We start from the raw sequence: 24,186 nt of genomic DNA, 5'->3' as shown, positions 1-24,186 counted from the left end.
AATTATGCAAGTTACACAACAGCGATACTACACCCCCGAGGAATATCTCGAACTAGAAGCAACTGCTGACTACAAAAGTGAATATATTGATGGGTATATCATTCCGATGGCTGGTGGTACAGTAAATCACAATCAAATAGCGCTCAACTTAAGTACTGAATTAAATTTTGCCTTCAAAAAGCAAAACTACCGGGTGTATATGGGTGATGTTCGATTGTGGATAGCCCAAAAGCGTAGCTATACTTACCCCGATGTGATGATTTTGGCAGATGAACCAGAGTATTTCAACAACCGCACAGATATAATCGTCAATCCCCAGGTGATTGTAGAAGTTTTATCACAATCTACCAAAGCATACGATCGCGAAGCTAAATTCCAAGCATACCGCACAATTCCCAGCTTTCAAGAATATCTGTTAATTGACCAAACCCGGATTCATGTAGAACAATTTTCCAAAACGGGTAAGAAACAATGGACATTGCGCGAGTACGATGAAGAAGATGAAGCGATCGCACTTGTAACTGTACCTTTTACTATTTCCTTAAGCGATTTATATAACAAGGTAAATTTTGAGCTTGTGGATTCGGAAGTTCAAGAACTTAATTTAGAAGAATGAGATAAAGTACGAGCAATGCTTTTTATTTTAGATGTGTGTTTTCCCAGATAATCAAGCGACAAATTTAAATTTGGCGTTGCATATTTGCGAGATGAATTCAGACTTTTGGACAAAACTAAAAGTCGATTCTTTGCGCCTTTGCGCCTTTGCGTGAGATAAAAATCATCCCATCAATCAGCAACGCCTTAAATTTAATTGATATTATCACATTTCCCAATTTGAAAAAAGAATGCGACAGATTGTAGGGGCAAGGCATTGCCCACCTGTGTCAACTTAAGCTAAAAGCTATATAGGGCGGGCGTTGTACAAATACCTCGCGCCCTCATCCCCTAACCCCTTCTCCCGCAGGAGAAGGGGAACTAAATCTCTTGCTCCCTTCTCCCTGAGGGAGAGGGGCACAGGGTGAGGGCGAAACCTTGCAACCAAGCGGGTTTCACGTTAAGTTGACACCAATGGGCATTGCCCACCTGTGTCAACTTAAGCTAAAAGCTATATAGGGCGGGCGTTGTACAAATACCTCGCGCCCTCATCCCCTAACCCCTTCTCCCGCAGGAGAAGGGGAATTGAATCTCTTGCTCCCTTCTCCCTGAGGGAGAGGGGCACAGGGTGGGGGCGAAACCTTGCAACCAAGCGGGTTTCACGTTAAGTTGACACCAATGGGCATTGCCTTGCCCTCTAGAATATATTGATGTGTCGCAAACACGATTTGAACTGGTATTATTTGAATCGTTATAATTTTAGGGAATTTGTATAACCCTAAATCTGTACAGTTTTTTTGAATACTAAAAGTAGTGAAATCAATCAGAAATCTCTGACTTTTATAGGAGAAGGAGGCGCAGAAAATACGATGATATTTCTCACATTACTAACATAACGACCGCCAGCTTTATCTCCTGGAACTACTAAACGAGCGAATCCTTCATCTATTAAAGGTATGACTGTACCATCACTACCTTTTTTTTCAAATGCAACTAGCACTGTTTTGGCTTCAAAGTTAGGATGAATTTCGCCAATAGTGACAACAGCACCATAGCAATCTGTAGCATCAACTAAAACAGATTGTCTGAGAAAAGAGTTTTTAGAATTTACCCCAGGATTTCCAGCCTTTAGACCACCTGCGGCTTGTGGATTATTAATTAATTCCCATAGGGGAATTCCTAAGTATGTTTCTGTACGCGGGCCTGAACCAGTTTGAAAGCTGACAGTGACTTCTGTAACTAATGCTGGATTTTGGTTTTTTAAAGTATCTCGTAAAGTTCTCAGCTTTTGTAAGTTATAGGTATTAGGGTTATTGATTTCTCCACCCAAGCGAAAATTCTGGGAACTACCTCCAGCACACTTATTTTTATTCCAAATGGATGGTGTTTCTTCTCGATTCCAAGGGGCATCATTCCTATAATCAGCTAAACTAGGTTGCGATAAAACTAGCAACGATAGTATTAAAGATGTAATAGGAAGATTGCGACTCAAATGCATAAAACATTTCTCCATTAACTATTGAATATTGAATATTGAAAAAATTAGATGCATAACAACTCCTCTCCAGATTGTTGCTACTCGAATTGGAGTTGTTGCAATACTTGTCGGTTAAGGGGAAACAGGGGAATGGTAAAAGGGAAATAAAAAACCTTTAACCCTTAACCTTTTACCAAAAAAATTTTGAGTTCAAAACGCTTAACCCATTGGTATTGGGATTTGTTGCATATTAGTGAAGAATTTAAAACCTAAATGTAGTCCGAAGAACGCCTGTATAGATGGTGTCGTTATTGCTGTTATGTTCGGGATTAAATATCACAATTAATCCAGGTGTAATCGAAAGATTGCTATTTACTTGGTATCTATATAAAGCCTCTAAATGGAAAGATGTACCAGTATCTATACGTCTATCGGGAACAAGATTTGTGGCGCTAACGCTATTGTTGCCAAAGTCGTTACTAGTTACCTTCGGTGGTTGTCCAAAGATAATACCCCCAAGATTTCCCTTTTTACCCAAGTCAGGGAAAGCTAAAGTTACAGCCCAGTTCCAAATGTCTGCTTTATCGCCACGATTAACATTCGCACCTGAACTATTTTCTGCGATCGCCTGAGTATATCCCACCCAACCGCCAAGGGTAAATTGGGGACTGAAACGATAATTGGCTTGGAAACCATAGTTGTTGGTTGTGGTGTTCACCGGAGTAGTAGCACTAGAGTTGAAGGGATTATTCGCAAATGCACTCCCATAGGAACCGGAAACTACCACATCACCATCATTATTAGAGCCTCTGAGGTAGGAATGTGCATAAGTCAAACCTAAAGTAAAATCTTTGTTGGGCTGAAATGCTAATTGTGCTAAAGCGCCATAACTACCGTCAAATAAACCTTTACCGTCACTTGGTTCGCTACCTCTGCGTGCTAAATAACCGCCTGATAAGGTGATGGTGTCACTTAACTTGAAAATTGCACTGATTCCCGAACCTGTGTTGCTGGCGGAGGAGGTATTACTAGCGCGGTAAATCGGAGAGAAACGACCAAAGCGAGATAAAGAACCAACTGGAGTGGAAGACAACAAGGGGTTAAAGGTGTTGAAGTTGTCGTAGAACTCACCACCAATAGCATCAACGATGATGTTGAGTTTTTCGCCCACAGGAAAACGATAATACAACTTGCCTAGTTGAACACTGTTATCAGCATTATTAGTAGTATCCCAAGATGTGCGCGTCATGTTTGTACCTGTGACCGCACCACTAAAAGCTGTAGTATTGTTGGCTTCTAAACGGGTGAATAGTTGGTCTTTACCTGTGAAGCTGGTAATCAGGTTGAGTCGGATGCGATCGCTAAATGTCGCTTTATCTTGTAATCTCCTGCCACCTGATGCAGCATATTGATTATTGGCAAAAGTGTTTCTAGTTGCGCCTGCAGGTCTAGCATTGATTTCATTCCACACATCGGAGTTTAGCGCGCGATCGCCACCAAACACACTACCAAGACTAAAAATTACTTCTCCATTCAACTTGGTAGTAGCAGAAAACTGTTGACTTTCTAAGGTAGCTGTCCGACCTTCCAAGCCATCTAACCTACCTCTAAGTTCTGTAAGTCCATCAGCAAACTCTTGTTGCAATTTCTGTAAAGTTTCTAAATCTTGCTTTGTGACTAAATCGGCTGTACCCGTTGCAATCAGTTCATTAACTCGATTCAAACAAGCATTCAAACCCGCTGCAAATTCATAGCGAGTCAGCGCCCGATTTCCGCGAAAGCTACTATCTGGATATCCTGCAATGCAACCATAGCGTTCAACTAGAGACTGCAAAGCACCAAAGGCCCAATCTGTTGGCTGGACATCAGAAAGTTGCGATACTGATGTTACCTGATCCATTGCAGCGTTTGGCTGTGCGTTTTCATCTACAACCGACTGACTAGACTGATTAATTTGGCTATTAGCCTCTAATTGGTTGGTATTTTCTGCAACTGGAGTTGCTGATGCAGTTTGAGCTAGCATCATACTAGCTAGCACTAGTAACAATGAAGACTGTACAAAAGTGGACATTACCCTCACACCTCAAATCTATTTAAACCAATATTATTGGTATTAATCCAACTATGTTGGTATATTTTAGCAAGATAACGGAATTTTAGAACTAATTATTCTAGTGCTACCAAATTACTGAGCTATACAGCTAATGCCAGCATCACACTACTTTTCTGGCAAGATTAAGCTTTGTCTGCAAACAAATAATTGCCATAAAATTCCAGGTTAAAGCCGACTTAGTTGGTATATAATTTATACCAATTAAGTTGGATAAAATGTAGTATTAGTTACAAATTTACCAATACCAAGAACTTACAATACCAAAACTAATCAGATAAATTACCAATTTGTTTGGTAATATTTTGGTAATCTTATTAAGATTCGACCAAGCATCAATTTAAAAAAATTCTTCGGCGTGCAGTTTTCCTATGAACAGAAGACAAATTCTTAAATTAGTTGGTACAGCAGTTGCTAGCTTTTTGGTAACCACTAGTTTACCCGCAGTTGCGCCCTCACCGGTACTAGCACAGTCCAAGGCTAACCTCCTTGTATCTGCCGCCGCCAGTTTAAAAGAAGCACTGGAAGAGATTAAGCCTCTTTACCAGCAAACTAATCCGAATACGAACATTAATTATAATTTTGGGGCTTCTGGTGCTTTGCAGCAACAGATTGAACAAGGTGCGCCTGCAGATATCTTCATTTCGGCTGGTAAAAAGCAAGTAGATGCTTTAGAGCAAAAAGGACTATTCCTATCAGGAACTCGTTCTATTCTGGCAAAGAATCGTCTGGTATTAATCGTACCTAAAAACGTTGTAGGTATTACCAGCTTTTACAACCTTAAAGATAGCAACAAAATTAAAAAAATCGCCATTGGTGAACCTAGAAGCGTACCCGCAGGACAATATGCAGAGCAAGTCTTGCAGAAATTAAAGATTTTGCCACAAGTCAAGTCTAAGTTGGTTTACGCTAACAATGTGCGTCAAGTATTAGCATCTGTAGAAAGTGGTAATGCTGATGCAGGTTTAGTTTACGTCACTGATGCCAAAATCTCTGATAAGGTCAAAATTGTGGTAGCGGCTGACGAAAAATATCATTCTCCAATTATTTATCCATTTGCAGTCCTCAAAAGTAGTAAAAATCCTGATACTGCTAAGGAATTTGCTAAATTCTTAACTAGTAATCAATCTAAAGCAGTACTGCAAAAATACGGCTTTATTCTGCCTTAATTTTTGATCAAAATTGGGAAATTTACATTGTTCAGAAGCTAGACTTATGCAATAAGTCTAGCTTCTAAATTTTGATGCATGATTTATGGTTACTACTGCTATTTTATCCGATACCAAAAATGCATTTTGGGAGTGAGGTAAAAAAGAGCGATCGCAAGCATCAATTCAAGTGGTATCAAAGAAAAAAACAGACTGGAACAAAACCAAAACATTGCAAATAATAGAGCCATTATTTGCAAATAATGATTGGTGGCTTTTGTAGTGATGCTCAAACAAAGTAAAGCTAGACTAAGCGCAATCGATGAATAGAAAAACGTTAGCATTGTGTGTGAGTAATAATGTACAGAAACCCAAATGATTGATGAACGCCACAATTCCTCTAGAGCAATGTAGAATCAGACCATCAGTTCATCAGACCATTGGTTTACCCACGGATGGGATTTTTTGACCTCACCAGAGTTAGACAAACATTAACCAACAGATTGTTCGTGGCTAACAATGGTGCTTGCAACTGAAATTAATTTGATAACTTTTTTGTTGCGGTTTGGGTTGCTACCTAGTCTCAGAATCCTTAATGCCAAATTTCAATAGTTATCAATATTTCCCTATCAGCCAAAGCTTCGTACACCAAGGGAAGATGATAATATCTCATTTTGGATTGATACAGGCGCATCCCAATTTTTGGTTACAAAATGCTACATTAAACTTAATTGGATTTGCTTACACAAAAGCAAAGTTTTTCACTTTGGGTTCTACCTAATCTCGGTTGAAGAGTTCTTGCTTTTGCTGTTGTGATTCCCTATAGGTAAATCATAGCATAGCATATTGCCAAATAATTTGCTTAGATACAGAATTATTGCTGTAGAAGAGATAGAAATACTCAAATTCCCATCTTTCTGACTCTCAAATCAGTTGGCTAATGTTACATCAAAGCTAAATAGTTTATCTTAGCTAAATTTGGTGCTTACGCTATGAATTAAACAACCATAAATGGAGATTATTCGATGATAGATTGAAATGCTTAGAGTTATATAAAATTTTATTATTTATTAAATTTATAAGTAGGTTGGTGTAATTAAATATGACTGGCAAGGACTGTCATTAGTCATTGGTAAGGGTTTCAATTCTATTTGAAGTTTCGTAATATAGTTTGGTTTGTTTAGAGGTTATTTATAAAGTAAAAATAAAATTATCGTAGGATGCGTTAGGCGCTGGTTTCCAATATGATTTGTCACGAAAGAACTATCCTAGCGCCTAACGCATCATCCACGCGGTGGTGCGTTACTGATAAATAAATCAAATTTTTCTCTACCTTCATCACTCTCTAAAATAGCGTACTCAATCAGCAGAGCTTCTAGCTTTTCCTATATTTTTTGTGCATTGGTATAACTTCAGTGATAGCAATGCAGACATAAAAATTGCAAATGCTTTGTGATGATATTGGTATCCAGATAAGTAAAATTTACTTGCGAAGGGAAGAATTACCAACAGGTTATGGATAAAAAGCCTCTATTTATCAGCGATTCAAGCTTATGGTGATGCAATTTAATGATTTTTTTACCAATAAAACTGGTAAAAGAGTACATATAATACAGTTTTCACTGCTGAACTTAGTCTTTGATGGGTGATAGGCAATCCGTATCAGCTATAGGAAATACCTAGAGCGATCGCACCAGACAGGTAGATGCCATGAACATGAATGAAATATACTCCATAGCAAATTCATCTCTTGCAAACACAGCTACGCATCCAGATCACAGCTATCTCTCAGGTTAGTGGATGTTTGCCTGATATGTTCACCCAGCTGTGAATAAATAAACAAAATTGCACATATTCACCCCAGCCCAAGTAGTATTGGAGAAAATTGTGATTACCGAAGAAGCTCTAGCCTCTCAGTTTACGGCAATTGTCGAGCAAAATCATCCACAAGTATGGGAGTTGTTGCGTCACTGTTATATCCGAGTAATTAATCCTTACTTAACACGCGCCAGAATTCCCCATCCGCCATATATTGGCATTTATTGCCCCGATCAAATGATTGCTACTGTAGCCGCTGAGAAACATATCCTCAAAGACGTAGCTAGGTTGATCGGATTAGTTGATGTGGTTTGCTTAAATGCCACACATTTAATGAGCGATCCGCTATCAAAACTTAAAGAAAATCATCCTCAATTGTGGTTAGACTTGCTTTGGATTTCTACACAAGAATAGCAACTTCACTTGTAAATTTATAGGTATCAGCTAGTGCATCCTGATGATTTCCCTTCAGAACGGACAATCAAACTGAGTGAAATACTGCTCAGACAACTTGAAGCTAAAATCAAACAGAGCTTTTATCAAAGCTGCGTTCACCTAACACAAATTGTTTTATCTAATTGTCATTGGTATTTCCGAATTAACTCGGGGATTTTGATGTTAATTTTAGTTTGCTATGACATAGAAAGCTATCAGAATATTACGAGCATTATTCCCCAGCTTGTGAAGCAATTAAAACAATTTGCGAACAAAGCTATTATTAGCGTTAGCCCTCCTATTGCTAATGGTATTCCTTTGATAATTAATGTCGAGCATCTGTTGTCTGAAGAAGATTACCCTAGTAATTAACAAATAAACCTATATAAAGAAGGTTAAAGGGGGAAAGGTAAAGGGGGAAAGGGAATAAACTTTTCCCTTTAATCTTTTTATTATTCAAGCTAAAATTATACCAATTTTTTAAAATAATACGACAGGTTGTAGGGGCAATTTGTGCCGTGCATTCTAGAATAGATTGATGTGTCGCCAACATTATTTGAATTGGTATTAGCAACGGTTTCAAAAAGATAAACCCTGCTAAGTTTTGTGGTTTCATAATTTTAAAAAAATATAATTAAGGGCACGGCAACCATATTTTTTTGGTATTCCAAATTATCTTACTGGTGCCCAGTGGTGTCAACTTAACGTGAAACCTGCTTGGTTGCAAGGTTTCGCCCTCACCCCCAGCCCCTCTTCCTGTGGGAGAGGGGAGCAAGAGATTTAGTTCCCCTTCTCCCGGGGGAGAAGGGGTTAGGGGATGAGGGCGAGAAGGATTTGTACAACACACGCCGTATATAGCTTTTAGCTTAAGTTAACACCAATGACTGATGCCGTACCCCTACAAAGAATTTATCTGTTGTAAAAATTATTTGAATTGCTATTATTCCATTAAAATTAAGCGCAATGGATCTAGACGTAAATACCAAGGAAAAGGCTGGTCTTTAATTGTTGCCCATTTTTCTTTAAAAACTTCTGCTTGCAAATGGTAGTCTTGGGGATTATTAGCAGCAGAATGTAGTTTTAAAAATAAGGTCATGCGGTGAGGTGTTTCACTAGTTCTGGCTAACCAACAAGGAAAAGTATTTTCTTGATTAGGGTCTTTGGTAAAGCTGATGTGATGGGCACGAATACCAACATGAGATATGTTGTTGGGAATTGTATCCATAACTTGGAGATGACAACCCCAATCACTAGCTTCAATCAAACCCGATCGCACTAGCTGCGCCACAGAAAAGTTCTTGCAACCAGTAATGCGAGCCACACCTACAGTTGTAGGATGCTCGAAAATCTCATGTTTAGAACCATATTGAACAGCTCCACCATGTTCTAAAACCAATAAATTTGGGCAAACTCGATAAGCTTCTTCCATATTATGGGTGACAAACAAAGATACACCCCGGTAATCAGCTAGAGTCTCAGTCATTTGCTGTTCTAATTGACTCCGCAGGTGAGTATCGAGTGCAGAGAAAGGCTCATCTAAAAGTAAGGCTTCTGGTTGAGAGGCTAAGGCTCTAGCTAAGGCTACACGTTGTTGCTGTCCCCCAGACAGTTGATGTGGATAGCGATCGCCTAATCCTTGCAACTGCATTGCTAATAATTGCTCTTCTACCTGTACCCGAATACTACCGTTAGATAATCCTTTAGGTAAGCCAAAGGCAATATTTTGTGCCACAGTCATGTGAGGAAACAAAGCATAATTCTGTACTAAAAAACCGATGCGGCGATCGCGGCTAGGCAAATTAATTCTTTTTTCGGAATCAAACAGTACTTTACCATTGAGGATAATACGTCCTTTGGTTGGTGTTTCAATTCCAGCAATGCAGCGCAGAATCATGCTCTTACCTGCTCCCGAACCTCCCAACAATCCCAAGGTTTGCTCGTCGCTATTGAAAGCAACTTTGAGATGAAAACTCGGCAGTTGTTTTTCAATATCTATAATTAGCCCCACAGTTGAGGATAGTTTAGGTAAAACAGATGATTCTTCTGCTGGTGTTTGTCCCCGTCCCCTTTTTTCTCTATGTCCTCGCCTCCCTTGCTCTCGCGATTCTTGCCAGAAGTTGACAGCAATAATCCCCGATAGGGAAATTGCCATAATTACAATCGACCAAAACCAGGCTTCATCCATTGCTCCGGCTTCCACAGCAAAATAAATCGCCATTGGAATCGTTTGTGTTTGTCCGGGAATGTTACCAGCCAGCATCAAGGTTGCACCGAATTCACCTAAAGCACGGGCAAAGGCTAGAGTAGTTGCGGCTAAAATTCCTGGTAGTGCTAAAGGTAAACTGATACGCCAAAAAATTGTAGACTCCGTTGCGCCTAGAGTTCTCGCTACCCGCAACAGATTACTATCAATTTGCTCAAAAGCCCCCAGTGCAGTTTTATACATTAAAGGAAAAGAAACAACTGTAGCTGCGATCGCAGCACCGTACCAAGTAAACACAATACTGAAGTCAAATGGCTGCATGAGTTTCCCCACAGGCCCATTCTTCCCGAAAAACATCAATAACAAAAAGCCCACAACCGTAGGCGGTAAAATTAATGGTGCAACAAAGATACCTTCAATCAGCGATTTTGCTTTACCCCGATATCCCAGCATCCAGTAGGCAGCAGCAATACCTAAAAAGAATGTAATAAATGTAGCTAATAAAGAAGTTTTTAGCGATATCCAAAGAGGCGATAAATCCGGTGCCATAGTTTTTTGGTAAAAAAAGTACTGAGTACTGCGCGCAAGTCAAAATTTGTAGAGACGCGATGAATCGCGTCTTTAAGCTACCAGCTAATGTAAATTCTTGTTTTTCAAACACAGATTTAGATTCATCGCGTCTTTAAGCTACCAGCTAATGTAAATCCTTGTTTTTCAAACACAGATTTAGCTTCATTGCTCGCTAAAAATTGCACAAAATCCTGAGCAGCATCGACATTTTTACTACTTTTCAGCACCGCTATGGGATAGACAATCGGAGAATGGGTTTTTTCAGATGCAGTGGCGACAATTTTGACTTTTGGCGTACTTTTAGCATCGGAGAAATAAACTAGCCCCGCATCTGCGTTACCTGATTCTACGTAATTAAGAGCTTGACGAACATCTTTAGCGTAGACAGTCTTACCTTTAACTTGGTCAAGCAGATTTAATGAAGTTAAAACCTGTTGTGCATATTGTCCAGCCGGGACACTTTTAGGTTCACCAAGAGCTATCCTTTTAATGCTTGGTGAAGCTAAGTCTTTAAAATCGGTGACAACTGTTGAATTTTGAGGTGCAATCAACACTATTTGATTTTTTAGCAAATCCTTGGGAGTACCATCAACCAACAAACCTTTTTGCGCTAAAGCATCTATATGTTTAGTTGCAGCAGAAATAAAAACGTCAACACCTGCACCTTGTTCAATCTGTTGTTGCAAAGCACCCGATGAACCAAAATTGTAGCTTAAAGCGACATTTGGCTTTTGTTTGCTGTACAGAGGCTTGATTTCATCCATTGCATCCTTGAGGCTAGCAGCAGCTGATATTGTCAACCTTGCTGTTGGCGCTTCTGGACTAGCAGTTATTGAAGCTGAGTTCTTTGTCTTTGTTGGGCTACAGCCCACAATGAGTAAGAACGAAATCAATACCCAACTCAAAAAAGTCACAATGGGTTTATTAATCATTAGCACTCTCTCAAGCATTTTTGCGGAATTAGGGATTTCCCGCCCTCATCCCCTAACCCCTTCTCCAGGGGGAGAAGGGGAATTAAATTTCTTGCTCCCCTCTGCCTGTGGGAGCTACGGTGTACACACAAATAGGAGTTATTTTGAGATCCGGGTTTTACCCCCCTTAATCCCCCCTTAGAAAGGGGGGAAACAAGAAAATCAAGTTCCCTCCCCTTTGCAAGGGGAGGGTTAGGGTGGGGTAATTCTAGGACTGGTAGTGATTCGATAACTTGTGTGTACACCTTAGCTACCTGTGGGAGAGGGGCTGGGGGTGAGGGCGAAACCTTGCAACTAAGCGGGTTTCACGTTAAGTTGACACCTCTGACAAGATGTCCACCCCACAAGAAATACTGGGATATTTTTTTATTTGGAAGTCCCTTAATTCATAATTTACCAACCTATTCACCCAGAAACTAAAAAAAGTTGGTAAAAGAATCAGAGATTGTTAGAGTTCTATGACCAAATTAGGCAAAAGAATCATGGTCAGCAAGAGGAAAAAGGGCAAGGGAGCGAGGGGGAAGACAGGAAGCGCCCTTCCAGGGCGGAGCTTGTACTTATGTTCCGCTATATTTCAGTAATTACCGTAAAATAATTGACCTTGTTAAAGAAAGTGTTCACCTTGTTAAACAAAGTGTTTGGTTTGTTAAAGAAAGTGTTCACCTTGTTAAACAAAGTGTTTGGTTTGTTAAAGAAAGTGTTCACCTTGTTAAACAAAGTGTTTGGTTTGTTAAAGAAAGTGTTCACCTTGTTAAACAAAGTGTTTGGTTTGTTAAAGAAAGTCTTCGCCTTGTTAAACAAAGTGTTTAGCTTCTTAAACAAAGTCCTTACTTTGCTAGGGAAGTCAAGTTACCCTAGTTTAGTTACTTGAGATCACCTAATTCTGCCTGAAATCAAAAAAGGCGATCGCGGATTTCTGCTCAAGTTGGTAAATCGCCAGTGCTAACAAACACAGAACTATCCTATAATCGGTAGATTTGATAAATGTAATGCCTGTCTATGCCTGCTAATACTACTGACTTGGAGAAACGTTTATGGGAAGCGGTGGATGAGTTACGCGCCAACTCCAAGCTAAAGTCCAGTGAGTATTCCATCCCGGTATTGGGGTTAATCTTCCTCCGCTACGCTGACTGGAAATTTACCCATGCTGAGGAGGAACTGAAAAATGCAGGTAGTAGAAGACGGGGAATTACCAAAGCAGACTACCAAGCAAAGGGTGTAATGTACTTGCCTGATGCTGCTTGCCCAAAGAAATTGTTTGTTGGTAGGGTGAATCCTTCGGTAGGTGAGGCTTGGGTGGAAGCGTGCCTTTGAGGTGCAAGCGATCGCCTCTCCGAAAGATTGTCACTCTTGTCTCACCAGTGCGCTTATCTTTTAGCGCTGCGTTAGCTTCGTCAATCTTGGCATCAATAGGGTTATCGCCTTTTGGCATTAAATTTTGTACCTAACTTTGTGACTATCTTTGATAGCATTTGACTATTTTTGACTATCTTTGACAAGGTTGCAAGGGGATAAATTTACCCCAGTTTTACCCCAGTCAATGGGTTGACTTACAGAAAGTTGGTGATTGCGGCATAGGGTATTAAAATAATAAAACCCTTGTTTTGCAAGGGTTTGTAGGACATTGATTTGTTAAATGGGCAGATAATTTGTTAAAGGCGGCACCCGGATTTGAACCGGGGAGTGGAGGTTTTGCAGACCTCTGCCTTACCACTTGGCTATGCCGCCGCAGTTGCGCTTATCTATATTAACAAGATTCTAGCTAAAAGACATCCTCTGTTTGGAGAAATTTCTGAGTTTGCAGACAATCAAGTAGAAATTAAGTTTTTGTACTTAGCGCGATCGCATCTGATTTCAGAGAAACCCTACTAGGAGCGATCGCGTCTCACCATCAAATTTTTACTTCATCAGCGAAACTATTCCACCGCACAAAGTGAAATGGCCCAGCCACTGATCCCCAAAGATGCTCATCAGTTTCTAGATCTCTTCCTCTGTCAAGGCTCAGAAGTCTCTCTTCGTTAATGTCAAATTCATTATCAAGATAGGTTTTTTGCCCGTTGCGAACGACTATACAGCCTTTTCCTGGTTGTATCTTACCTTTAAAGCTGTTGCCAGTCCATTCTACAATCATGTCACACCCTGCCATCTTTTCGACGTTATCACTAGTTAAGGTGGCGAGTTTTTCGAGATTGCGAGAAGCACCGTAAAATTTTTCTTCTTCTTTCACGGTGTAGTTTTCTAATTGAATGCGATCGCCTTCAGTGACAAACTTCAATACTCGCAAACGATAAGGTTGATTAAGTGCATAGTCATAAGCTTGCTCTAAAAACAAACTCACCCCTGATAAAAGTTCTAAGGGTAAGGGACGCATACACACACGAATATGTGCATAAAAAGGCGGGTTTTCAAAAGCTTGTTCTTGATTGCTAAAATCAGCTGCCATCCAACGAGCTAAGGTAGCAATGTCTGTAGAGTGAGTCATTACAGATAAATAAAGTCCACTGGATGTATTTTATGTTATTTGGGGAAAGGGGAAGGGGGAAATGGGGAAGGGGTAATTGGTAATTGGTAATGGGTAATTGGTAATGGGTAATTGGTAATAGGAATGTTGAATTTGTTCTTTTTCCCCCTGCCCCCTGCACCCTGCCCCCCTGCTTTTTCCCCAGTCCCTCATCGGGAGAATTACGATCGCTTTATGCGTCCATCAAACTGGTAGTTTAGGTTAGGGGTTGGGAGATTAACAGTTGAAAATGAAAGCAGGTAACTATAGCAAGCGTTTTGGCTGGGGTAAAAGTTTAATGACTCACTATGTAAATTACTCTCAGCCAAGTAAAGTATCTATGCTACGTCCCTTAAGCGTAATTGTGGCTGCGGCTATAATTTGGCAGTTTAGCGCTTCGTTGACATTGGCGCAGAACAAAAAGCCGAAACAGCCAGAGCAATTTCCGCCTAGTCCCTTAGAAAATATTCTCCCCGATCCTTTACTATCACCTTTGGGCGATCCGAAAAAGTTGACTCCTACACAACTACAACAGCTAGAACCGCAACTTGATCAATTAAATCAGGAAGCGGCGGCTAAATTGCAAGCTGGAGATTCGGTAGCGGCGTTTGAACTGTGGAACCGAGAATTACGTTTACGCCGCTTGTATGGTTTATTAACAGAAGTGCAAGCATTATCGCGGGTGGGAGGAATAGCTTTTAATCAAAATAATCGCGAAGAGGTGCAATTTATTACCCAACGCTTGCAAGCTATCCAACAGCAGGCACTATCTCAACCATTACTAGATTTACAATTATTGCGATCGCTTGGTGGTGCTTATGAACAAGTGCGATCGCCTAAACAGGCTCTAGAGGTTTACAATCGGCTTTTGGCTGTAGTGTTAGAACAAAAAAATACTACTGCGATTATTGATACCCTCAAAAATATTGGTGAAGTACATCTGGCTTGGTTCGATTATCCGCAAGCTGCAACTACTTACCAACAACTATTAAGTTTAGCGACGGCTCAAGGTGATAAATTAAACGAGGTCGCATACTTGCAAGAGCTAGCTTATATATATGAACAGGGCAAAGACTTCCAAGAATCCATAAATACACTTAATAAGCTGGCACAAGTTTACACTGCCCAGAATAATACTACTGCATTACCTAAATTAAAATTGGCGATCGCTTCTAACTACCAAGCATTAGCCAAGGATAATCCCGCTTTGCTACCAGAAGCATTTAAAAATTATCAACAAGCATACTCTACGGCTTGGGAATTAGAGCAATATGTCGATGCTGGTGAAGCTTTGCAGCAATTAATCGCGCTATATCGTTCTCAAGGACAAATTAACGATGCTTTGCAAACTAGCCAAATTTTAGTAGAAGCCCAGACAAAAGCCAGTAACTTTTACGGCATGATGCAAGCATACGACCAAATAGGGCAAATGTATGTTGAAAGCAAACAGTATCCTCAAGCACTAGCCGCTTTTCAAAAAGGCTTAGAACTAGCCCAACAACTTAAGTATGATGAAACATACTTTACTCAGCAAATTGAAAAGCTACCGAAGGCGAATTGATTTTTTCAAGGGTCAAGGGTCAAGGGTCAAAATAGATATTTCCCCATTCCCCATTCCCCATTCCCCATTCCCCATTCCCCATTACCCATTCCCCATTACCCATTACCCATTACCCATTCCCCATTACCCATTACCCATTCCCCATTACCCATTACCCATTACCCATTACCCATTACCCAATCCCCATTACCCAATCCCCATTCCCTACTTCCCCCGCAATTTCAATGTTGCAGTTGTATTCGCATCGACTTTTTGCTTTTCCCAAAGCATGGGGTGGTATTCAGTTTTGCGCCAGGGGTCATTCATGTCTGTGTAGTGGGTGTGGAAAGCGTGACCTGATTGACCGGGGGTGTGGATGGCTACGGAGTTGTCGAGATTTTTTAAGTCTACGACCATGCGGAGGGAGGGAATATCAGTTACCTCGAAAGATTTATTTGCTTTCCAGCGATTAGCATTCACGCTTTCCCCGTTCCCCGCAGTGGGAAATGCGCCACGATTAAATAAAGCCTCAATGGGTGCTAACCCAGATTTACCCAAAGTAGCATTCCGAAAAGTCACGGTATGTAAATCACCCCAGTTCCATGATTTGGGGTCTTTACCTTGAAGGCGTTCGAGTTCATCTACGGCTTTGGTGAAAGACTGGCGGAGAATTTCGTCGCGGTTTTCTACTTTTGCTGTGTTGCGGTTGTCCCACCAGCTACTATTGGGCTTTTTAACAAGATTTTTCACCACAGCATACCAGCGATCGCCTCCATCAGGATAATATTCTAGGGGTAATTGATCGTGAAAGGTGTTGGCTAGTAGGTGTTTCCAGAATACTTCAAATAAAGCTGCTGCGGGCGATCGCATTTCTAGCTGTAAGTTCCAATCTAGTAGCAGCTGTTTGGCGGCTTCGTGTCGTGGATTATTTAGGGAAATATTATTGAATAAAGGTACTAGGGTTTGGGCATTTAAATTCTGGTTGTCACCCTGAATCAACTCTACTTCTAGTAAGGAGAGAATTTGCTGTGATTTGGCAATCATCTCCACAATACGTTGGGCGCGGTAGCCGTAAACCCAATCTGTAGTAATTAAATAAGGATAATTATTTTGTACTAAGTTATTGGCGGTAGCAATATAACCTTGGGATGGATTAAAACTTGTGGGTAGTTGCTCAAAATCAATATAGCCTTGCCATTCATATTCATCTGTCCAGCCAGGAACCGGATAGCGCCCTTTACCTTTAGCCCTAATGGGGAATTTACCAGGCATTTGGTAGCCAATATTGCCATCAACATCAGCATAAACAAAGTTCTGGGCTGGAACATCAAAGTTCTCTACAGCTTGGCGAAACTCTTGCCAATTTTGAGCGCGATTAATTAGGGGAATGGCATATCCTAAAGTGGAAGGTTCTAAAGCTGTCCAGCGTAAGGCTACCGCATATTTTGGCGGAACTTCTACGCCGCCTTTTGTGGGAAACTGCTGGAGTTTAGGTGAGACATCCGAAAGAATGGGGCCATGTCTGGTGTAGCGTACTGTTTGGACAATGGGCTTACTTCCCGCAACTTGAATTGTCTCTGGTACGAGTTGCATATCTACCCATTTACCATTTACCTCATATTGGTTCGGGTTTGCAGGGTTGATTTTCTCAATGTACAAATCCATCACATCTGGTTCCACATTAGTGACACCCCAAGCAATGCGATCGCTATGACCGATAATTACTCCTAACATCCCCGCAAAGGAAAAACCCGTGACGTTGTAGGGACATTCACTATTTTTCGGCGTACAGTGCAAACCAACTTCGTACCAAATCGAAGGCATTTGTACTGCTAAATGGGGGTCATTTGCTAATATGGGCTTGCCTGTAGTGGTGCGAGAACCAGAGATTACCCAATTATTAGAACCTATACCTATTGCTCTGGAGCCAATTAACTCTTCTAAAGCCTTCATAGGTTGGGTAATTGTGGCTAAGGCTTGGGTAATGGGTAATTGAGAGTCTGTAAGATGAGCAGCAATTAGTTGTGTTTCGTCAAAATCATCCTGTTCGCCTGTTTTGCGTTTTTGCGAATCAGGTAAGATGACTGGTAAATCTTGGGGATATGGGGGAAATAGTTCTTCAACCTGAGCCAAATTTAAGGTTTTCAGCAGAATGGTACGTTCAATTTCGCGCTCAAAGTTTCTCCCCAAATCATAAGCCATGACTTTACCCCAGGTGAGGGAGTGTAGCAGTTGCCAAGGTTCTGGCTTATACCCAGGATTAAGCAATTTCAACATTGCATATTCTAAACTGATAGCACTGCCTTGATGCTCTGCTAGATAAGCATTTACCCCTTGGGCATAAGCTTCCAGATATGCCTTCATCTCTGCATTCACTTGTTGGATTTCTTGCTGCGCTACCCTAGCCCAACCCATAGTCCGCAGATATTTGTCAGTAGTTACCTGAGAAGATCCAAACATTTCTGCCAATCGCCCAGAACCAATGTGTCGCCAAAAGTCCATTTGCCAAAAGCGGTCTTGAGCGTGGATATACCCTTGCGCCATAAATAAATCATGGGAGTTGGTAGCATAAATATGCGGTACGCCCCATTGATCACGTTGGACTGTCACCTCAGCCTTTAGCCCAGCAAGTGCGATCGCACCATTTTCTTGGGGAAAGGATTGCCTTACAGTATAAGTGGCAAATCCTACTATTAATAAACCCAATAATAATAGTAAGATAATTGTCTTTTTGAGTAACTTTTGCAACCAAATCTTCTTGGCTCTTCTCATTGCGCGGGCCGTGGCATATTTTATGAAACCATCGGACATTGTACTGCTTAGAGCGCGCTATTTATTCTCTCGACACAAGATTTAGATTTAATCGCTCAAAAGCGAGTATTTTCCAGCAGATTTTTCTATCTCATCCCTTTTGCATCTGTCACCGATTCTTGCACCCTGAAAACGCAATCCCGACACTCAATCCTGATTTGCTCACCTCGACTCATAATTTCTGGCGATATCTTCCTTACCAGACAATTTTTAGCTTTTTATGAAATTCCTATTTGGAGTCGATGAGTAGCCAAATATAACTTTTATCATTAACCAATATCTTCTTGTAATCTCACCTTGGCATTCGCTATGTTGAGATCAGCAATTGATTGTACTGGTTGGATAGCAGTGAGATGTGATGATATCTGTGCCCCTAATTTACGCAAACAAGTAAGTTTATCCATTGTAGTGAAATTGAGATTGCTGAAAATCTCTTTAGCGGCTCGCACAGAAATTAAGTTGAGAGGGATAGATTTTTTGATGTTGGAGTCTAATTTTTGGACGAAGCCATTAAATACAACCCAATCTAGATGTTGACCTAAATCTGCTGCAAAAACTTCACTAATTGTTCTTAACGTGATGGACGCGATGATATTTTCATATAATTCCTCAATTTCTCGTAGCGTTCTGGGAATTCCGTAAATCTCATCTTTGCCACCATCGTATCTCAACTCTGCAATTGTCGGAATAATTCTCCACACAGGGAGTTCATAATCAATTACTAATTGTTTCGCTTCGGAGATATAAGCTACCTGAAATTGCTGTGGAAACGCCACCTTATTTTCATCGGTATAGGATATGTATTGCAAATCTGCTAAGGTTGGATATTCTGAGCGTTCCAATACCATTTCATTGTAAAGAACTACAGCAGTTTCAAATCTAGCGTAGTAAGCTTCCTCTAATTCATCTACTTCTGCATTGCGCTTTTTAGTTTCTAAAATTGCGGTATGTTTACGCCATTCATAATTGGCTTTTAAGCGCTCTATTGATAATTGGCGACTAGTTTCTTTTTCTTCATATTTCTGCTTGGCAAGTTGATAATTTAATTCTGCATTTTGCAAAGCTTGCTGATATATTTGCTGTAAAAAAGGTAGCCTTTGTATTAACCAATTAGGTAACACAGGCAGTTTGTAAAATTTGGGTTTTGGTAATGCCATTGATAATTGCTTAGGAGTTTCCATTGCGGGGAATGTATCGCGAATCCGCAAGTTATCAAATGAAACTATATCTTCTACCGCTAGAGTATGCTCTAAGATAGTTTGCAACTCATTTATCCAATCTGTTATTTCTGCATTAATCTCATCAACATCGCTCAATCTTTGTTCTAAATAATTTGGCTGATGCAGTTTTTTCTTTTGCTGTAATAGTTTCTTCGCTTTATTGGTAGCTTGTTTTCTTTCTATTTCCTTCTGTCTATGAGAGCGAGCACACTCTTTGGCAGTATCTTTAACCAGACTAGATGGTATATCTTTTTTCATCTTTAGCAGCTCCTAATGTCTGGGGTCATAAAAACTTTTATGGTAGCAAGATACATTTTATTTGCCCGTGATTATAAATAATCATGCTAGCGTGACGAAAAGAAACCAACAATCATATATTCAAGATGGCTTTTCAGTGAAAATACTGAAAATTCAACTATTGAAATACTGAGCAAAAAAATTGTAGAAGCTAGTCTACTGATCATCAACTCTGGTTGATATTGCTACCGGGATTTCACATTTTTTTTACTGTAAAAATCTCATAGTTTTATGTAATATTTATAACTTCATCAACATAAAAAAACCTCCTACAAAAATTTATCTGATGTCTAGCTCAATACAAGTTCATTGCCAGTAAAGGATAAATCATGACCATAACCCTTGTGAAGCTTATACTATTGACTGACAGTGAGCTATTCAATTTATTCTATAAACATATAGCTATATATAGGTATAAAGAATAAACATCTTATTGTTGCTGTAATATTTCTTTGAACTTAACCAAATATTTACTCAGATATTTATTGAAACTCTGAGTTTAAAGTAGTTAAATTTCATACTAAATTTCAACCTTTGTGTGTCCTTGCTCAAGCATGAGCAAAAGTATTGATCAGTCATAGAGTATTTTGTGTCAAAAAAAATACTAATCTTACTAAGATGATGCGATCGCTATCCTAATAAAACACCTCCTAGTTTAGATGTAACTTTCTTAACATCATTAATGCCAGAGAGGGAAACTCGCTATATATCGCGCCTCCGAGAATATACTGCGACTTTCTCACTACTTTGCGTCTAAGCGTAACTGCGTAACGCTGGCCCTAATTTTTGATCGGTAGCCTATAGAACATGATATTAGACTGATATTAGATATTCACTACAAAAATTACGCCATCCGCCAAAATCGCGAAAATAATTTCTAGGAGAATCTTCCGCAAAAGGTAAAATAACGAGAATTACTTGATTTAGCTGGGATAGCGGGAGGCAAAAAATGGGATTAGCTGGGGTGAGAATTGTGTTGGTAGAACCAGCTGGCCCCATGAATGTCGGTTCAATCGCCAGGGTAATGAAAAATTTTGGCTTGCATCAGCTGGTAATCGTCAATCCCCAATGCGATCGCCTGTCGATGGAAGCAATGAAAATGGCAGTTCATGCCAAAGAAATTTTAGAATCTGCTGTGGTGGTGGAAACTTTACCAGCCGCTTTACAAGGATGTGTTCGAGTTATAGCCACAACGGGAAGAGTTAGCAGTTGGGACATCCCTTTAGAAAATCCCCGCACTGCACTTCCTTGGTTACTCGCAGAACCAGAAAAACCAGTAGCGCTGGTTTTTGGTCGGGAAGATAGGGGATTGAGTAACGAAGAATTAAATTATGCTCAAAGGTTCGTCACAATTCCCAGCAATAAAAATTATCAATCCTTGAACTTGGCAACAGCGGTAGCGATTTGTTGTTATGAAATGGCTCAATTTATCGAGCAACCAGAAGCTCAACCCACATTAGCCACAGAAATTGCTCCTTGGGAGATGCGGGAAGCATATTATCAAGAATTAGAAGCTTTATTGCTGCAAATTGGTTATCTTTACCCCCATACCGCCGCCAGTCGGATGGAGAAATTCCGCCAGTTATATAATCGTACACAGCTGCAAACTACAGAAGTAGCTATGTTACGGGGAATTTTGCGGCAGGTAGAATGGGCACTGAAAAATGCTCGCGATCGCGAAAACTGCGATTCGTAGATTAACATATACCCATTACTCCCCCCAAAATAGATAATATGGCCTAAACTAAACACAAAAATGCTACTTAGTGGCAAAAAGTGATGTCTGTATTTCAGTGCTTGAGAAGAAATTTTTGGTTTGGGAGTTGGCATAATACCAGTGCATTGGGTCGCAAGGAGTAGCCGTGTCAGAATCGATTGACAAACAAATACCTTTCTCGCGGCGTGAACCCAAAAACCGCCGCCAGCGTCCACGCAAAGTCCAAAAGGTGGAACAAAAAAAGACGAAAGTACCCGCGCAGAAACGTGCTGGTGCAAAAGAAGCGCCACTGACGCGTGTAACAAATAGTAACAGTTATACACCAATGGTGGCTAGCGGCTCTAGATCCAAGGCAGGATTAGTCATGCCAGCCGCAGTCAAACCCATACCTAGAAACAAGGTAGCGACTCCACAAGTGCAATCCAACACTGTGAAGTTAAAAACAGTGCGGGTAAATCAGCATGGGGTGGCAAAAACTGTGGTGCGATCGCGCAAGACGCGTTTAAAGCCAATGGCTAGAACCCTGCTATATACCTTACGGTTGTTAATCGTAGGTGTTGGGATTGGTGCCATTATGGGTACGGTGTTATCTATATTAGATCCAGCTTCGCGGATGACTCCCACATCTTCATCCTCATCTAATACCAACGCCGGACAAACCCAACCTACACCCAATGCTGCAACACCCTCGGGACTATCTTTATCACAAGAAATTCCCTCATTAAAAACTGCCGTGCAAAACCTGGCGGCGGCAAACCCTAGTCTCACACCAGGGGTTTTATTAGTTGATTTAGATACAGGTTCTTATGTAGATATTAATAGTGCCGCCAGTTTCCCCGCAGCTAGTACAATTAAAGTTCCTATCTTAGTAGCCTTTTTCCAAGATTTAGATGCAGGGAAAATCCGGCTAGATGAAATGCTGACCATGCAGCAAAGTATGATTGCTGGTGGTTCCGGAAATATGCAATACAAGCCGGCGGGAACCCAGTATTCGGCTTTAGAAGTCGCCACAAAAATGATTACGATCAGCGACAATACAGCTACAAATATGCTGATTGCGCGCTTGGGAGGTATAGAAGCACTTAACCAAAGGTTCCGCAGTTGGGGTTTAACAACTACAGCCATTCGTAATCAACTCCCCGATTTACAAGGAACCAATACCACCAGTCCCAAGGAATTAGCCACATTAATGGCGATGGTAAATCAGGGTAACTTGGTGAATATGCGATCGCGCGATCGCCTACTCGATATTATGCGCCAAACTGAAAGAGATAATTTACTCCCATCCGGTTTGGGCACAGGCGCTACTATTGCCCATAAAACAGGCGATATTGGTACAATGCTGGCAGATGCAGGTTTAGTTGATATTCCTACTGGTAAGCGCTACATAGCCGCAGTCATGGTACAGCGTCCCAACAACGATGCCCGCGCCGAAAAACTGATTAGCGGCATTTCGCGTGCAGCTTACCAACAATTTAGCCAAAATGGTGCTATCCCCAATGTGACAAGTAGCCCTATACCAACCACTGGTTATCAGACTCCAGTTATGTCACCCTCTGTACCCAACAGTGGTGTTAATACTGTACCAGTAATGCCCAATAATGGGGTTAACAATGTACCCATGATGCCTAACAATGGGGGTAATGCATTACCAATGAATGGTTATCCGGCCCCAGTTATGGCTCCTTACCCAAATGGTATGGTAAATCCTATGCCAAATACTGGTTATCCATATCCAGTCATGAACCCGCAATATTACCCACCGAGATAAGGCAGGGGGCAGGGGGCAGGGGGAAAAAGAATATTTCTGTTTTTTGGGCAAATATAGGAATTATCGTTTATTTTTAGACGAATATGATATTGGGAAGCAGCCACAAAGGTTGTGGTCTGGCATTTGGGGTTTGTAGGTTTTTATACTAAATTATTGTGAATTCGGCAATATATTTAAACCTGCAAGCCCAGATAAAACCTGAGGTTCTTAATTACGAATTACGAATTACGAATTACTGAACACCACTTAAGACTGAAAATAAATGAAGAATACTCCTTAAAAGGATGAAGTAAGAAATCATCAGATTTCTAATCTTCATCCTTTATCCTTCATAGTTTTTAATTCTTCATTTAAATATGGAATCAACAACACCTTCTATCCAATTTTTTTCAGGACTTTTTGAAGAACTGAGTAATGTCAGCTTGCGGCGTGAAGTTCGCACGGGTAAACGCATAGTAGTCATGTTTTTTGAAAAATTACAAGCTTTGGAAGGGTTTAATAGCTTTACTAAACCATCTTTAAATTCATTACGTTTAACTGATGAAGAAGGAGAAATTAATGTAACTCCTTCTTCTACTCGCTTCATTTTTGGTGGTGATGAAGGTGATGAATTACAGCAAGTTGAATGTAAATTTGAAATAGAGCAAGATGATCATTGGGAAAGATTTATGCGTTTTATGCACCGCTACGCTGAAGCAAATGGCATGGAATATGGCGAACGTTAACTTATCCATTTTCTGTCACTTTCCGGGTATTCTAAATAAAAAGATGAACATAAAAAACCCTGAAAGGTAAGTAGGGCAATGGATGTAGAATTACAAATCCTCAAACATTTACGTCGAGATGCTCACCCAAGAGTTAATGACCAAGGACAAAGCGCAAAGTCGAGCCAGTCGTGTGGGTGGGTTTCCCGACTTGAACGAACTGGCGTTGAGCGGAGGAAACCTCCGCTCAGAACTTTGTAAGAATGACAGCCTCAGCCAGTTATCTTTAATTTCGCCGAC

General features: G+C 40.6%; 16 protein-coding genes and 1 tRNA gene. 9 read left to right on the top strand and 8 right to left on the bottom strand.

Annotated elements, in window-relative coordinates; genetic code table 11:
• Positions 1 to 4: 4 nt before the first annotated feature.
• The gene (locus AACU25_RS27605) at positions 5 to 616 is read left to right on the top strand and encodes a Uma2 family endonuclease (protein ID WP_096581149.1); all 612 of its coding nucleotides are present in this window, start codon (positions 5 to 7) and stop codon (positions 614 to 616) included.
• An 801-nt stretch (positions 617 to 1,417) separates the two neighbouring features.
• Here AACU25_RS27605 and AACU25_RS27600 read toward each other — a convergent pair.
• A complete protein-coding gene (locus tag AACU25_RS27600) occupies positions 1,418 to 2,092 on the bottom strand; it encodes a hypothetical protein (protein ID WP_096581147.1) in 675 nt (224 codons plus the stop codon).
• A gap of 241 nt (positions 2,093 to 2,333) precedes the next feature.
• Positions 2,334 to 4,142: an iron uptake porin gene (locus tag AACU25_RS27595; protein WP_096581145.1), complete on the bottom strand. Its 1,809-nt coding sequence runs from the start codon at positions 4,140 to 4,142 to the stop codon at positions 2,334 to 2,336.
• A 410-nt stretch (positions 4,143 to 4,552) separates the two neighbouring features.
• On the opposite strand from AACU25_RS27595, the gene modA (AACU25_RS27590) reads away from it, so the two are divergent.
• From modA (AACU25_RS27590) to AACU25_RS27580, 3 genes are all read left to right on the top strand, one after another.
• Complete coding sequence (gene modA / locus AACU25_RS27590; protein ID WP_096581143.1) at positions 4,553 to 5,350, top strand: molybdate ABC transporter substrate-binding protein; 798 nt, start codon at positions 4,553 to 4,555, stop codon at positions 5,348 to 5,350.
• A 1,866-nt stretch (positions 5,351 to 7,216) separates the two neighbouring features.
• On the top strand, positions 7,217 to 7,561 hold the full coding sequence (locus AACU25_RS27585) for a hypothetical protein (RefSeq protein ID WP_096581139.1): 345 nt from the start codon (positions 7,217 to 7,219) through the stop codon (positions 7,559 to 7,561).
• A 201-nt stretch (positions 7,562 to 7,762) separates the two neighbouring features.
• On the top strand, positions 7,763 to 7,954 hold the full coding sequence (locus AACU25_RS27580) for a hypothetical protein (RefSeq protein WP_321206829.1): 192 nt from the start codon (positions 7,763 to 7,765) through the stop codon (positions 7,952 to 7,954).
• A 568-nt stretch (positions 7,955 to 8,522) separates the two neighbouring features.
• Here AACU25_RS27580 and modB read toward each other — a convergent pair.
• Entirely contained in the window at positions 8,523 to 10,334 is a 1,812-nt protein-coding gene (modB, locus tag AACU25_RS27575; protein ID WP_096581135.1) for a molybdate ABC transporter permease subunit, read from the bottom strand.
• 122 nt (positions 10,335 to 10,456) lie between these two features.
• Complete coding sequence (modA, locus tag AACU25_RS27570; protein WP_096581133.1) at positions 10,457 to 11,287, bottom strand: molybdate ABC transporter substrate-binding protein; 831 nt, start codon at positions 11,285 to 11,287, stop codon at positions 10,457 to 10,459.
• A 1,038-nt stretch (positions 11,288 to 12,325) separates the two neighbouring features.
• Between modA (AACU25_RS27570) and AACU25_RS27565 the strand changes: the two genes are divergently transcribed.
• Complete coding sequence (locus tag AACU25_RS27565; RefSeq protein ID WP_321206828.1) at positions 12,326 to 12,640, top strand: type I restriction-modification system subunit M N-terminal domain-containing protein; 315 nt, start codon at positions 12,326 to 12,328, stop codon at positions 12,638 to 12,640.
• Positions 12,641 to 12,982: 342 nt separating this feature from the next.
• Here AACU25_RS27565 and AACU25_RS27560 read toward each other — a convergent pair.
• Together AACU25_RS27560 and AACU25_RS27555 are read right to left on the bottom strand one after the other, a co-directional pair.
• Positions 12,983 to 13,054 (bottom strand) — tRNA-Cys (locus AACU25_RS27560).
• Positions 13,055 to 13,217: 163 nt separating this feature from the next.
• Positions 13,218 to 13,808: a chromophore lyase CpcT/CpeT gene (locus tag AACU25_RS27555; RefSeq protein ID WP_096581129.1), complete on the bottom strand. Its 591-nt coding sequence runs from the start codon at positions 13,806 to 13,808 to the stop codon at positions 13,218 to 13,220.
• Positions 13,809 to 14,166: 358 nt separating this feature from the next.
• On the opposite strand from AACU25_RS27555, the gene AACU25_RS27550 reads away from it, so the two are divergent.
• The gene (locus AACU25_RS27550; protein WP_096584146.1) at positions 14,167 to 15,387 is read left to right on the top strand and encodes a tetratricopeptide repeat protein; all 1,221 of its coding nucleotides are present in this window, start codon (positions 14,167 to 14,169) and stop codon (positions 15,385 to 15,387) included.
• A 204-nt stretch (positions 15,388 to 15,591) separates the two neighbouring features.
• Here AACU25_RS27550 and AACU25_RS27545 read toward each other — a convergent pair whose 3' ends face one another.
• Both AACU25_RS27545 and AACU25_RS27540 read right to left on the bottom strand, forming a co-directional pair.
• Positions 15,592 to 18,138 (bottom strand): penicillin acylase family protein, encoded by a 2,547-nt coding sequence (locus AACU25_RS27545; protein WP_096584142.1) that lies wholly within the window; start codon positions 18,136 to 18,138, stop codon positions 15,592 to 15,594.
• A 308-nt stretch (positions 18,139 to 18,446) separates the two neighbouring features.
• Positions 18,447 to 19,655 carry a restriction endonuclease gene (locus tag AACU25_RS27540; RefSeq protein ID WP_096581127.1) on the bottom strand — a complete coding sequence of 403 codons (1,209 nt, stop codon included), beginning with the start codon at positions 19,653 to 19,655 and terminating at the stop codon, positions 18,447 to 18,449.
• Between the two features lie 988 nt (positions 19,656 to 20,643).
• Between AACU25_RS27540 and AACU25_RS27535 the strand changes: the two genes are divergently transcribed.
• The 3 genes from AACU25_RS27535 to psb28 all read left to right on the top strand — a co-directional run bounded on the left by AACU25_RS27535 (position 20,644) and on the right by psb28 (position 23,907).
• Entirely contained in the window at positions 20,644 to 21,390 is a 747-nt protein-coding gene (locus AACU25_RS27535) for an RNA methyltransferase (RefSeq protein WP_096581125.1), read from the top strand.
• A gap of 166 nt (positions 21,391 to 21,556) precedes the next feature.
• On the top strand, positions 21,557 to 23,182 hold the full coding sequence (locus tag AACU25_RS27530) for a serine hydrolase (RefSeq protein ID WP_096581123.1): 1,626 nt from the start codon (positions 21,557 to 21,559) through the stop codon (positions 23,180 to 23,182).
• Between the two features lie 356 nt (positions 23,183 to 23,538).
• Complete coding sequence (gene psb28 / locus AACU25_RS27525) at positions 23,539 to 23,907, top strand: photosystem II reaction center protein Psb28 (RefSeq protein WP_096581121.1); 369 nt, start codon at positions 23,539 to 23,541, stop codon at positions 23,905 to 23,907.
• Positions 23,908 to 24,186: the final 279 nt, after the last annotated feature.

Origin of the sequence: Tolypothrix tenuis PCC 7101, assembly GCF_963874875.1 — a bacterium.
In the GTDB taxonomy this organism is placed as follows: Bacteria; Cyanobacteriota; Cyanobacteriia; order Cyanobacteriales; family Nostocaceae; genus Aulosira; species Aulosira tenue.
This window is presented reverse-complemented; position numbering and strand designations above follow the sequence as displayed.